This window comes from Acinetobacter sp. 'aerobic (ED)', assembly GCF_904886855.1.
Classification (GTDB): Bacteria; Pseudomonadota; Gammaproteobacteria; order Pseudomonadales; family Moraxellaceae; genus Acinetobacter; species Acinetobacter courvalinii.
Genome location: NZ_CAJHGI010000004.1, coordinates 285,131 through 297,870, shown reverse-complemented (window position 1 = coordinate 297,870; position 12,740 = coordinate 285,131). Strand labels below are relative to the sequence as shown.

Here is a 12,740-nt window from a genome sequence, read left to right as displayed (position 1 = left end):
TCAAATTATAAATTCCAGGCTAACTTTGTTATCATGCGCGATATATGAAAATTTAGAGATTGGTAATGACAACGTTGAAAAATGATCGTTTTTTACGAGCTTTATTACGTGAACCTGTAGACACCACGCCCGTATGGATGATGCGTCAAGCAGGACGTTATTTACCAGAATATCGGGAAACACGTGCGCAGGCCGGTGATTTCCTTTCTTTATGCAAGAATACTGAATTTGCTTGTGAAGTGACATTACAGCCATTGCGTCGTTATGAACTTGATGCGGCGATTTTATTTTCGGATATTTTAACGGTTCCTGATGCGCTGGGTTTAGGCTTATATTTTGAAACAGGGGAAGGTCCAAAGTTTCATAAAACAGTACGTACTGAACAAGACGTTGCCAATCTGCCTAAACTCAATGCCAAGTCCGATTTGGCTTATGTCATGAATGCAGTTTCGACCATTCGTTCTGCTTTAGGCGGTCAGGTGCCGTTAATCGGTTTTTCTGGCAGTCCCTGGACTTTAGCGACTTATATGATTGAAGGCGGTTCAAGCAAAGAATTCCGTTTTACCAAAAATATGATGTATGCGCAGCCAGAAGTCTTGCACGCATTACTGGATCATCTGGCAGATTCAGTGATTGATTATCTCAATGCACAGATCGATGCCGGTGCTCAGGCAATCCAGATTTTTGACAGCTGGGGCGGTGCACTGGCGCATAGGGAATATGTTGAGTTTTCCTTGAACTATATGAGCAAAATCATTGCCGGGCTGCAGCGAGAAAAAGACGGTCGCCGTATTCCGATTATTGTCTTCACCAAAGGTGGCGGGCAGTGGCTGGAAAATATGCTGACTACGGGTGCAGATGCATTTGGACTGGACTGGACCACACCGCTTTACACGGCACGTGATGTTATTGCAGGACGTGCTGCCTTACAAGGTAACTTAGATCCGGCGGTACTTTACGGTTCAGCGGCTTCAATTGAGAAATCGGTCAAAGCCATGCTGGATGATGCTTATGCCAATGGCGAGAAAACAGGGTATATCGCCAATCTGGGGCATGGTATTACCCAGTGGGTTGATCCGGCACGTCCGAAGATTTTTGTGGATACCGTACATGAATACAGTGCGAAATATCTAGGCTGATATTGAACAGATATTTAAAGTTAAACAGGCTAGGATCAGTTTCGTGCAGTTGATTGTATTACCACTCAGTTTTATCACTAAGGCAGCTTCGGCTGCCTTATTTGGATTATTGCTGCTGATTGCATTTGCAGTCACGGCACCGATGGGAAGTCATGAATACTGGGGCTTCTTTCGCTATGACTATTTGCTGTTTTACGCTTTACTCATTCAGGTCTGTCTGATCTATTTAAAACTGGAGTCATGGGCAGAAGCCAAGGTCATTGCCTTGTTTCATATCATGGCCATGGGGATGGAAATCTTTCTGACCCATCCTGCAATTGCATCCTGGCAATATCCGCAGCCTGCCGTATTTAAATTGTGGACTGTGCCGCTTTTCGCAGGATTTATGTATTCGGCTGTGGGCAGTTTTTTTGCACGCTCGTTACGGTTATATCAGGTTTCAATGGCAGATTTGCCACGTTTTAGCACAATGTTGTGTCTGGCGGTTTTATCGTATTTAAACTTTATGACCAAGTTTTTTATTCCAGATATCCGGGTGGCTTTATTTATCTGGAGTGTGCTGATTTTCTGGAAGACCCGACTATATTTCCAGCTCCATCAGCATCGTTTTAAAGTGCCGATGTTACCGGTTCTGCTGCTGTTGGCATTCCTGATCTGGATTGCTGAAAATATTAGTACTTTTTATCAAATCTGGCTATATCCAAGTCAGGTGGATGCATGGCATATGGTGGGGTGGGGGAAATTAGGGTCTTGGTATTTATTATTATTACTCAGTCTGGTTTTAGTGTTAAAAATTTTGGGTAATCGTGATAAAAATGGGACGTGGCAGCTGAATTAAAAGCACCATCTTCAATTATTTGAAATTTTATTATGAATATTTCACATATATTTCAAAATTTATTTGCTAAAACAAGCCAAGCTGGTTATTTTAATTTGTGTGTAAAACAATTACACAACACAATAGTGATAACAAATATTTAAATAATTTATGCTGGAGATCGTTCCTATGTTAAAGAAAATTGCATTAGCTGCATTATTGGCCGCTGGTTCAAGTGTAGCAATGGCTGATAACGATGTAGGTTGTGGTGTGGGTACACAGGTTTGGGCGGGTCAAAAGGGTGTAGTGCCGAAAATTCTTGCGGCTACCACTAATGGTATCTTTACTAACCAGTTACTCGGTATCACATTTGGTACTTTAGGTTGCCGTCAGGGTGGAACAGTGACTGCTCAGGTGGTCACGTTTACCAATGAAAATGCTGAATCTTTAGCGCGTGATATGTCAGTTGGTCAAGGTGAGAGCCTGAATGTACTTGCTGAATTAATGCAGATCAAAGCCAATGATAAAGCACGTTTCTTTGCAGTATCTAAAGCAAACTTTGCTGAAATCTACTCAAGCAAAAACAAAAATACCCTTCAGGTATTAGACTCTTTACAAAGTGTAATGGCAAAAGATGCGGTGTTAAAAGCATACGTTTAATTTGCTGCATGATAAAACCCTGTCTTGATGGCAGGGTTTTGTTATCGTTATTTTCCTTATACTTAAAATATTTGCTGCTGAATGAAATTAATAACTTTTACGATAGCGTCTTTAATGTGTCATTTTGCACATGCCTCGATTGAAACGGACTTACAGCAATATTTGGACCTTGCTCAACAAAAACAATTAGATCAAAACATTACATGGCAACGTCTGATGTATGCCGATCAAAAACAAAATAGTGAAGTCAGTTATGCTGGTTATTTTTATGCCAAAGATGGCAAAACAAATTTAAATAGCGAATTACAAGCTGATATCAAAGCCTTATTTCAGCAAGCTGCAGATAATCAGTCGATCCGCTGTAAATTCCCTGCACGCAGCCGTTGGTTAATGCAGCAGCTTCAGATTGACCCTCAACAACTGCCGAAAGTAAATTGTGTGGAATTTGATGAATGGATTAATCAAATTAAACCGCATAAAGCTACCCTGATTTACGCAACAGATTTTATGGGTAATCCCAGTTCGATGTTCGGGCATACCTTGCTACGTCTAGACCCTAAAGACCAGAAGCAGCTCAATCTGGTGTCATACGCAGTCAATTATGCGGCAACGGTGAAAGGTGAGGACAACTGGTCCTATGCATGGAAAGGCTTAACCGGACAGTATCCCGGTGAATATTCATTAATGCCGTATTACCGTAAAGTCAAAGAATATGGTGATTTTGAAAGCCGTGACTTGTGGGAATATGAACTCAATCTGACACCAGAAGAAACCCGCTTTCTGGTCGAGCATATCTGGGAAATGCAGCACGTCAGTTTTCCCTACTATTTCGTCAGCGATAACTGTGCTTACCGTTTGCTTGGCTTGATTGATCTGGTACGTCCGAATTTAAACTTAAAACAGCAGTTTAATTATGCTGCGATTCCGATTGAAACCTTGAAGGTTGTTGATCAGCAAAATCTGGTTAAAGAGGTGGTCTATCGACCTGCACTGGAAACCCAGTTACTTGCTCAAGCCAAACAGCATGGCACAGCTTTGGCTAAAGTTGCACATAAAGTCGCCTTTACCGAGGTTGAACAGACACAGCCAATTCTCAAAAATTACAGTCAGTCTGAGCAGGCCAAAATTCTTGAAATGGCCTATGACGATTTATATCTGCAATTTATTAGCCGTAAAGTTGATACTGATTTTGCCCAACCGCAACTGCGCCAGCTCCTTGCTGAGCGTAGTCAGATTCAGGTGGATAAACAACGTCAGGAACCGACCCGACCACAGAAACAGCCTGTTGAAGGGCATCATGCACGTAATATTTCAGTCAATGTAGGTGAAGTACAAGGCCAGAGCTTTGTCGAACTTGGGCATCGTCAGGCCTATCACGACTTGATTGATCCACAAGCAGGCTATCGCACAGGTACGCAATTACTGTTTCTGGATGGCAGCGTGCAGTATCGCGATGACAAGCTTAAAGTTGAGCACTTAGATTTTTTATCGGTCAATTCATATAATCCGGTTCAACCTTTTAAATCGCCCTTAAGCTGGGGATTTAATTTAGGCTGGAAACAGGAAGCCATTGAAAATGGACAGTTTAGTGAAGATAAACAACATGGCGTGATGAACCTGAATATGCAAGCCGGCTATAGTCTGGCTGATTATGACCGTCGACATATTTGCTATGGTCAGCTGCAAAGTCATATTCAAGGTGGCAAAGCGCTGGATAAAGGCTGGCGTGTTGGTGTCGGGCCTACAGTGGGGTGTATGAATGTATGGTCGGACAATATCAACAGTGTGGTACAGGTAGAATTACCCTATTGGCAAGATTTAAGTCAGTGGAATCTAAGAGTCGGTACCCAGCTTCAATATAGTTTGAATGCCAATCATGCTATGCGTTTGAATTGGGATTTTGAACAGCAGGATCATAAAGACTGGAATAAAGTGGGTTTAGCTTATATACGGTTTTTCTAATCATGTATCATATTGATCAAGCTAGTGAATTTGAAAAATTACAACAACTCCTTGAAGTGCTAAACGGCGTGGTTTCTGATGTACAAAACTGGCGAGTGCCACAGCCAGGTTGTTTAGATCACTGGAATAGTATTAAAGAGCAAATTATTGAATATAAAAAGAATGAGTATTTATTCTTTGATTCCTATCCCTCGGCAGCTATAGATATTTATCAATTATTAGAACTGGACATCTATTTTAAAAATTTCTGTCTCGAGATCACCTATCTGATTCGTCTCGGTTATGACCTTGGTCTGACAGCTGACCAGATCCGCGATATTTATCAGTCTGTCTATGCGTTCTGGCTGGCCTATGTAGACTTACTTTCTCTGATTCAACAGCAGGGACATTCGACTGGTATCACTGCAATTCAACTTACCACTGACTATGCACATGCCTTGTTATTGCTGTGCTGTGCAATCTGTTATGGCGATGAAACCGACATAGTAAAAATCATTGATGGGTTACTGGGTTATCCCTCAGATTGTTTAATTGACCTGATCAGTTATCCTTACCTTGAGGTGGAATCAATTAGTCCTGCTTACGCAGTCAGTTATCCATTTCAACAGCTCGATCAGCTTCTGAATACAGGCGTAGATGCTTCAAGCATAGGGGAGTATGTAGAGCAGATCGAACGGGACCAGCAACAAGGCAAATATTGGTCAAAGAAGTTTTTTCATCAAATTGCATTATTTGGAAAGTGGCGCTTTGAGGTCTTAATTCTATGTAAACTTTATCAAATCGACCTGAATGAAATGACGCAATATCAAAGTTTTCCAGAGGTATTTTCAAAAATATCTGATCAGACTTCTACAATCACATAGTATTTTTTCACAGCCTCCACCACTTCAAATGTTCCGGCGAATGCAGGTGGAATAATGCCTGCATTTCCCGCAGTCACTTCAATAAAGGAATTGGTTTTCGCATCGTGGATACGCACAATGCCTTCAATGATCTGAAAGAATTCTTGCTTGTTTTCAGCAAATTGAATTTTCCAGGCACCGACTTCACAGTGCCAGATGCCACAGTCCATATGCGGATGTTCATATAGGCCATAGGTGAGCCGTTCAGGATTACCCTGAACCAGACGATCTGGTCGAGGATAATCAATGCTGGCTTCACTTTGTATTAAATGACCGAAACCGGCGAGCTGAATGGATGACATATGCAGAACTCGTATTAATAGCTTTCTGGTACAGCGCTCAAGAATTCACGACGTGTGTCTTTATCAGTTTTAAAATCACCAATAAAAGAAACCGTACGCGTAGTCGATTCTTGCTTGCCCACACCACGCATCATCATGCACATATGTGCAGAATCAATCACCACGGCAACACCACGTGCCTGAGTGACCTGAGCAACGGCTTCGGCAATCTGCTGGGTCAAGTTTTCCTGAACTTGTAAGCGACGTGCAAACATTTCAGTAATACGGGCAAATTTTGATAGACCCAGTACCTGACCCTCAGGTAAATAGGCGATATGCACACGGCCATAAAATGGCAGTAAATGGTGTTCGCAAAGCGAATAAAATTCGATATTTTTAACCAATACCATTTCATGGTTATCGGAAGGGAAGAGTGCGCTATTCGTAACTTCTTCAAGCGTTTTGCTATAACCAGAAGTCAAAAAAGAAAAAGCTTTCGCCGCACGCATCGGTGTATCTTGTAAGCCCGGGCGATTCAGGTCTTCACCAACGGCAGTTAAGATATTTGCGTACGATTGCTGCATAGACATAACAATGTTCACTTAGGTGGGTTGAACAAAAACGGCAATTGTATCAGAAAACGATTAAAAATCTTAATTTTGATATAAATGCCGATTACTGTTTGAATTTAGGGTTCTTTTCAGCACGTTTGAGCAAGACTAAAACTGCTCCGGTACCCCCCTGATTTTCAGGTGCGCTGACAAAAGCTAATACATCACGGTGTTGTCTCAGCCAGCCGTTGACATAGGTTTTTAAAATCGCTTCGGGGCCTTTACCGTGCACGATCTTGATGACATTCTGGTTTTCATCTTTGGCCATCTGAATGATTTGCAGAACCGCTGCACGTGCCTGTTCAACAGTACAACCATGTAGATCCACTGCTTCAAACCAACGGATTTTACCGGCTTTTAAATCTTCAAATACCTTGTGCTGTAAGGTGGCGATGCGATAGCTTAAAGCAGCTTGACTTGCAACCGGATTCAAGATCGCTTGGGTATCCGAAATTTCGGTCAGCTCTTGCTCAGCACCACCTTCTGCCGCAGCACGTTTTGCCAGCGTTTGGGCATCAACTTTTTTGCTACGTGTCACTTTGGTATCGGCAATATTGTTATTGTCGATGGGTTTGACCCCAAGCAGGGCTTTTTTAAACAGTTCTGTATCTTCCAGCTCTTCAGCAGCTTGAGCTTTTTTTGATTCGGCTTGCTTCGCAATCGCGCTGGATTGAGGATTAGAGATTTGCTTTTTAAAGGCTTTCAGTAAATTAAACTGATCTTTAGAAAGCGATGAATCATGTTTACTCATAATTTTAGAACAATAGGCAAGATACCAGAGAGGTGTGAAATTATAGTCTGAAACCGAGATAATTTGAACTGAATTGCATTCATGCAATGTTGTAGAAAATCTAAAATAGTGAATGGCTGTTCAAAAATGGTCAATTAATTGTAATTATAAGATTATTCAAGATTAGATTATTAAGAAAAAAGTTTTATACAACTAAATGTCAAGTAATGACTCATCAAACCAAACGTCCTCATAATTATTAGCTATTAAGAATCTCCATCCCGGAGGTAATGCTAGAAACTTTTGTATTTGTGGGCACCATTCAGTAATATGCTCTATATGTATAGATTTAAAAAAATTAGGATCATCAGAAAAATCTTCACCGCCCCAGCTATACCATCCATTCGTCTTGTCTTCAGGAGGATGTCTTAAGCCATTAATAGGAATTATATTTTCTTTGATATTCAGTGTTATTCCTAACTTCGTACCCTCTAAAGTTGGGCAATAAGGAGTATCATATCTTCTACATAAGCTTCTTTGTAATGATTCAATTTCTTTATTCGACATAAATTCAAACTCTTTATTTTATTGTCAATTCAAATCCATATTTTGGCATGGTATTTTTTAAATAATTATCAAAGCCCAATTATCAAGAATTGGGCTTTTCATTTCGGTTTATTTTTAAACCTGTTCAGGTTGTCCAAATAATTCATTAAACGCCTGATCTGGTCGAGGCTGTTTCATAAAGCTTTCACCGACCAGGAAAGTATGAATATCATTGGCTTGCATCATGTCTACATCTGCAGGTGTAGCGATGCCACTTTCAGTAACCAAGATACGAGAAGCAGGCAATAATTGCTTTAAACGCAATGAGGTATTTAAATCTACATCAAAGGTTTTAAGATTGCGGTTGTTGACACCCAAAATACATTGCTCAGACAGCTTTAAAGCACGTTCTAATTCATATTCATCATGTACTTCAACCAACACATCCAGCTGTTGCTCAAATGCCGTTTTCGACATTTCTTCCAGCTGTTGATCAGATAGGCAGGCAACGATCAATAAAATACAATCGGCTTGTAAAGCACGTGCTTCAACCACGTTATAAGGATCAATCAAGAAGTCTTTACGTAAAGCTGGCAGGGCACAATGCTGACGGGCAATGGCAATATTTTCATCGGCGCCCTGAAAGAAATCCACATCCGTTAATACAGACAGGCAAGCAGCACCCGCTTGTTCATACTGCTGGGCAATTTCTGCCGGATTAAAATCCGCCCGAATCACACCTTTAGATGGCGATGCTTTTTTAATTTCAGCAATCACAGCCGGACGTTTATGTTGCAAGGCCTTGGCAAAACCACGCACAGGGCTTGCCTGTTTTGCCCATTGTTCAACATCATGCAAGCTACGTTGTTTTAAACGTGCTGCCAGCTCCTCATGTTTGCGGTCAACAATTTTACCTAAAATGGTATTTTGAATATCGATCATGAGAAGTCCTTAGTCTGCCTGATATTGTTTCAATGTTTTGGTAAATTCAGCCAAGATACTCATTTTTTCGAGCGCTTGTCCGCCATAAAGAATATCCTGAGCCAGCTCAACCGCTTGTTTATAGGTTTTGGTAATCCCTGCCACGTAAATTCCTGCACCTGCATTCAATGCAATCATATTTGCTGCTTTTTCACCAATCTCTGATTTGTCTCGGCTTAATGCATCTTTAATCAGCTTTAAGCTTTCTTCTGAACTGTTGACCACTAAACCTGACAAGGTTTGAGAAGGAATACCGACATCATCAGGATTGAGTGTCCATTCGGTCACTTCACCATCTTTCAGTTCAGCAACAGTGGTTGGTGCAGCCAGACTGATTTCATCCAGACCATCTTTAGAGTGCACCACCAAGACATGCACTGCACCCAGCTGTTTTAAGACTTCGGCAATCGGGCGACATAATTCATCGGAGAAGACGCCAATTACAAAGCGGTTGACACCCGCTGGATTGGTCAATGGTCCAAGCAAGTTGAAAATACTGCGGATCCCCAATTCACGACGGGGTGCAGCGGCATATTTCATGGCTTTGTGATGATTCGGTGCAAACAGGAAACCTACACCGATTTCACGGATACAGCGTTCGGTTTGTTGCATGTCCAGGTCAAGATGGATACCGGCCTGTTCGAGCAGGTCTGAAGAACCTGATTTACTCGACACACCACGGTTACCATGTTTGGCAATGGTAGCCCCAGCGGCCGCAATCACGAAACTTGAAGCGGTTGAAACGTTAAACAGGTTTTGACCGTCACCCCCCGTACCTACGATATCTACCAGATGAGGCAGGTCACTGACATCGATCTTGATGGCAAATTCACGCATGATCCGTGCAGCCGCCGTCATTTCATCGATACTTTCACCTTTCATGCGCAGGCCCATCATCAGCGCACCAATCTGGGCTTCAGTTGCTTCGCCTTGCATGATGCTACGCATGACATCTTCCATTTGAGACTGGGTCAGATGAATGTTTTTGGTAATGTGGTTCAGCGCCTGTTGGATATTCATAGTCATGAGTTATAGCATTAATGATTGAAATTTTGAGTGAGGTCAGTTGTCTGGGTGGATTGGCTTTTTGTGATCCATGATTCACAAGTTGTGAGCTATGTTATCAGAAAATAAACAAAGATTTTTGTTGTTCGATCAGAGTTTTAAAAAATTTGCTGGTTTGCCAATCCGGTATGTTGCGTTCACTCCAGTTTTTTATGGAAAAAGGCTTTAATTTATTCTGAGTTTTTATGATAAGGAATTAACCATTTGGTATATCTTAATCCTACATATCACTAGAAAAAATGAGTATAAATCAACTAAATAAAAGTGGATATATTAGGTCGGTCTTCATTTTATGCATCCATAAATATGTATCTAAATTACTTGAAATATCTTGGGGCCGTGAAAAACAAAGGTTGTTTTGTTTTTGTCTTTTTTGCATGCCTTCATCCATTAGAAAGCTATGCTGAGACCAATGTAGAAAAACCACAAACCCAGACCACGTCGGATAAAGTGGTACGTGTTGCAGTTACAGGATCACGTATTTCCAAAGCTCAAAAAGATGGTCCGACCAGTGTGACGGTGATTACCGCGGCCGATATTGAAAAACACGGCTATAGCAATGCCTTCGACGCATTAAATAACCTGACCCAAAATACCGGCTTTGTACAAGGGGCTGACTATGGCAATACCTTTACGCCAGCAGCCAATGCGATCAGTTTACGTGGATTAGGACCGAACCATACCTTAACCTTGATTAACGGGCATCGTGTTGCTGACTATCCTGTACCCTATGACGGTGCGGTCAATTTTGTCAATTTAGCCAATATTCCCACGGCAATCATTGACCGGATTGAGATCTTAAATGGTGGTGCTTCCGCGATTTATGGATCAGATGCGATTGCGGGAGTCGTGAATATCATCCTGAAAAAGAAAACCGATGGCACACAATTCAATATCAAGGCAGGTGGGACCAAAGAAGGTGGGGAGAACCTACGCCTACAACTGAGTGGCAGTAAAACACTGGATAAGCTCAATCTGGTGTACGGACTTGAGCTGAGTGGACGTGAACCGATCTGGGCAGCAGACCGGGACTTTATGACCAGCCGAACCCGCCGGGGAGAAAAGCCAGACACGATCGTCGGGCGTAAAAATGCCAACACTGGCCAGTATCTTTCTATTGGTGGGTGTGACGCATTTGATGGACTATTTAAAGGTTCAGTAAAAAATATCGGAAAAGCGGGAGCCGATAACTGTGCCAGTGGTCTGGCCCGACCGACCTACTGGACAGTACAGACCAAGAATCGCAGCCAGAATGGTTATCTCGGTTTAGATTATGAGCTGAATGAGAAAACCCAGTTATTCGCAGATGTGTTGATTGGCGCTAATCAAATTGAAAATAATACCCGTGGTCCGACATGGACTTCTTTAGGTGCAAGGAGTGGCTATTTCCTCAATCAAGACACAGGAAATTATGAAATCTGGACGCGACGTTTTGCGCCAGAAGAACTCGGTGGCGTTGAGCAAGCCAATAAAAAATGGAAAGAACTTTCCTCCAATTTAAACTTTGGTATCCGTGGCGATATTGGGGACAGCAGTTGGAGCTATGAAGCAGCCTATAATGGCTCGATTTATACCAGTCAATTACGCAAACAAGGTCTGGTCCGTTCAAATGTTGATGAATATTTCTTAGGCCGGCAATTGGGGACAAATGCCGATGGCATTCCGATATATTCACCTCATTTAGATCGTATCAGTCGACCACTAAGTGCCAGTGAATTTAGAGCTATTTCAGGCACGACTGAGGAAAATGATAAGTCATGGGCACAAAGTTTAACCCTGAGTGCAAATGGCGACGTGTTTGAATTACCTGCCGGAACTGCCAAGCTTGCGGCAGTGGCAGAAATTGGTCGTCAAGGTTTTTCCATTAAACCGGATAAAGCGCTGGAAAACGGTGAATTTTATAATGCGACCTCCAGTGGTGAATATGGTGGGGCACGTACCCGTCAAGCCTTGGGTGCAGAGTTGTTCTTACCTTTAGCCAAGCCATTAAATTTAACCTTATCTGGACGTTACGACCGCTATGCCTTGTCAGATAATAGTATTGATAAGTTCACTTTCGGTTCGGGACTAGAATTTAGGCCCCATCCAACCTTATTGGTTCGCGGTAACTACGCGACCAGTTTTCGCGCCCCAGATATGAATTATCTGTTTTTAAATAAACAGAAGGGATATTTTCCAAGTACCACCGATTATTTACGTTGCAGTCAAACAGGCCAGCCTTTAGACAAATGTAGTTTTAAAGATTATTCGCCGGGTGCCAATTACACCTTAACAGGCAATAAAGATTTAAAACCTGAAGAGGGTAAATCTTATGGGGCAGGTTTCGTCTGGTCACCAAGTAATAAATTTGACCTCTCTGTCGACTACTGGGATATCAAAATTGATAATCTGGTGACTAATCTCAGCCCAGATAAAATTCTACGTCAAGAAGCTGCGTGTCGTTTAGGGACGCAAGATATCAATTCTGCGTCATGTATCGATGCATTAGCACGAGTTGAGCGCAACCCTGCAAATGCCGTGGTTGATCCAAATGTGATCAACAATATCAATATTGTTCCGATCAATGCGGCTTCAGATCATACCCGCGGGATTGATTTCACCAGTAAATGGCGCTGGAAAACAGACCGTCTGGGTAACTTCTTATGGACCGTGAATTATAGCCGTGTGCTTGAACGTGAATATCAACAGTCCAAAGATGGCGAGAAAGATAACTATTTAAAAGATTTGACCATTCCAGATTGGCGCGACCGTTTTAACACCAGTCTGGGCTGGAGTCGTGGTGACTGGTCATCAACGGTGCTCGTCAACCGTTATGGCAAGATTCCAAACGGCGATCAAACGGCTTATCTAAGCCCGACTTATCTAGTGAACTGGAGTGGAAGCTATCAAATCTCATCTCAAGCCTCTGCATCAATCATTGTGAATAACCTGTTTGACAAAGTGAAACACGATGACACAGGCGGCTGGCCATATTATCCAGTAGGATCTTATTCACCATTCGGCCGTCAGGCCTGGCTGGAGTTTAACTACAAATTCTAACAACGAT

The 12,740-nt window shown here is 42.2% G+C and carries 12 protein-coding genes; 6 read left to right on the top strand and 6 right to left on the bottom strand.

Annotated elements, in window-relative coordinates:
• The first annotated feature begins 65 nt into the window (after positions 1-65).
• The 5 genes from hemE to JO943_RS10210 all read left to right on the top strand — a co-directional run bounded on the left by hemE (position 66) and on the right by JO943_RS10210 (position 5,441).
• Positions 66-1,139, top strand: a complete 1,074-nt coding sequence (hemE, locus tag JO943_RS10230) for a uroporphyrinogen decarboxylase (protein ID WP_009510911.1) — start codon at positions 66-68, stop codon at positions 1,137-1,139.
• Positions 1,140-1,182: 43 nt separating this feature from the next.
• Complete coding sequence (locus JO943_RS10225; RefSeq protein WP_005287971.1) at positions 1,183-1,977, top strand: DUF817 family protein; 795 nt, start codon at positions 1,183-1,185, stop codon at positions 1,975-1,977.
• 168 nt (positions 1,978-2,145) lie between these two features.
• Positions 2,146-2,616, top strand: a complete 471-nt coding sequence (locus tag JO943_RS10220) for a DUF3015 family protein (RefSeq protein ID WP_005231668.1) — start codon at positions 2,146-2,148, stop codon at positions 2,614-2,616.
• A gap of 81 nt (positions 2,617-2,697) precedes the next feature.
• Positions 2,698-4,578, top strand: a complete 1,881-nt coding sequence (locus JO943_RS10215; RefSeq protein ID WP_199950071.1) for a DUF4105 domain-containing protein — start codon at positions 2,698-2,700, stop codon at positions 4,576-4,578.
• Between the two features lie 2 nt (positions 4,579-4,580).
• The gene (locus JO943_RS10210; RefSeq protein ID WP_202740712.1) at positions 4,581-5,441 is read left to right on the top strand and encodes a PoNe immunity protein domain-containing protein; all 861 of its coding nucleotides are present in this window, start codon (positions 4,581-4,583) and stop codon (positions 5,439-5,441) included.
• Here the strand turns inward: JO943_RS10210 and JO943_RS10205 are convergent.
• From JO943_RS10205 to trpD, 6 genes are all read right to left on the bottom strand, one after another.
• Positions 5,420-5,782 (bottom strand): cupin domain-containing protein, encoded by a 363-nt coding sequence (locus tag JO943_RS10205; RefSeq protein ID WP_202740711.1) that lies wholly within the window; start codon positions 5,780-5,782, stop codon positions 5,420-5,422. The two genes, JO943_RS10210 and JO943_RS10205, sit on opposite strands and share 22 nt — an antisense overlap.
• 14 nt (positions 5,783-5,796) lie before the next feature.
• Positions 5,797-6,345: a GTP cyclohydrolase I FolE gene (gene folE, locus JO943_RS10200; protein ID WP_171062185.1), complete on the bottom strand. Its 549-nt coding sequence runs from the start codon at positions 6,343-6,345 to the stop codon at positions 5,797-5,799.
• A 91-nt stretch (positions 6,346-6,436) separates the two neighbouring features.
• Positions 6,437-7,123: a Smr/MutS family protein gene (locus JO943_RS10195; RefSeq protein WP_005287961.1), complete on the bottom strand. Its 687-nt coding sequence runs from the start codon at positions 7,121-7,123 to the stop codon at positions 6,437-6,439.
• Positions 7,124-7,315: 192 nt separating this feature from the next.
• Entirely contained in the window at positions 7,316-7,669 is a 354-nt protein-coding gene (locus tag JO943_RS10190; RefSeq protein ID WP_202740710.1) for a hypothetical protein, read from the bottom strand.
• 114 nt (positions 7,670-7,783) lie between these two features.
• Positions 7,784-8,590, bottom strand: coding sequence for an indole-3-glycerol phosphate synthase TrpC (gene trpC / locus JO943_RS10185; protein ID WP_202740709.1), 807 nt, complete (start codon positions 8,588-8,590; stop codon positions 7,784-7,786).
• Between the two features lie 9 nt (positions 8,591-8,599).
• Entirely contained in the window at positions 8,600-9,649 is a 1,050-nt protein-coding gene (gene trpD, locus JO943_RS10180; RefSeq protein ID WP_009511060.1) for an anthranilate phosphoribosyltransferase, read from the bottom strand.
• 351 nt (positions 9,650-10,000) lie between these two features.
• On the opposite strand from trpD, the gene JO943_RS10175 reads away from it, so the two are divergent.
• Positions 10,001-12,733: a TonB-dependent receptor plug domain-containing protein gene (locus JO943_RS10175; protein ID WP_202740708.1), complete on the top strand. Its 2,733-nt coding sequence runs from the start codon at positions 10,001-10,003 to the stop codon at positions 12,731-12,733.
• Positions 12,734-12,740: the final 7 nt, after the last annotated feature.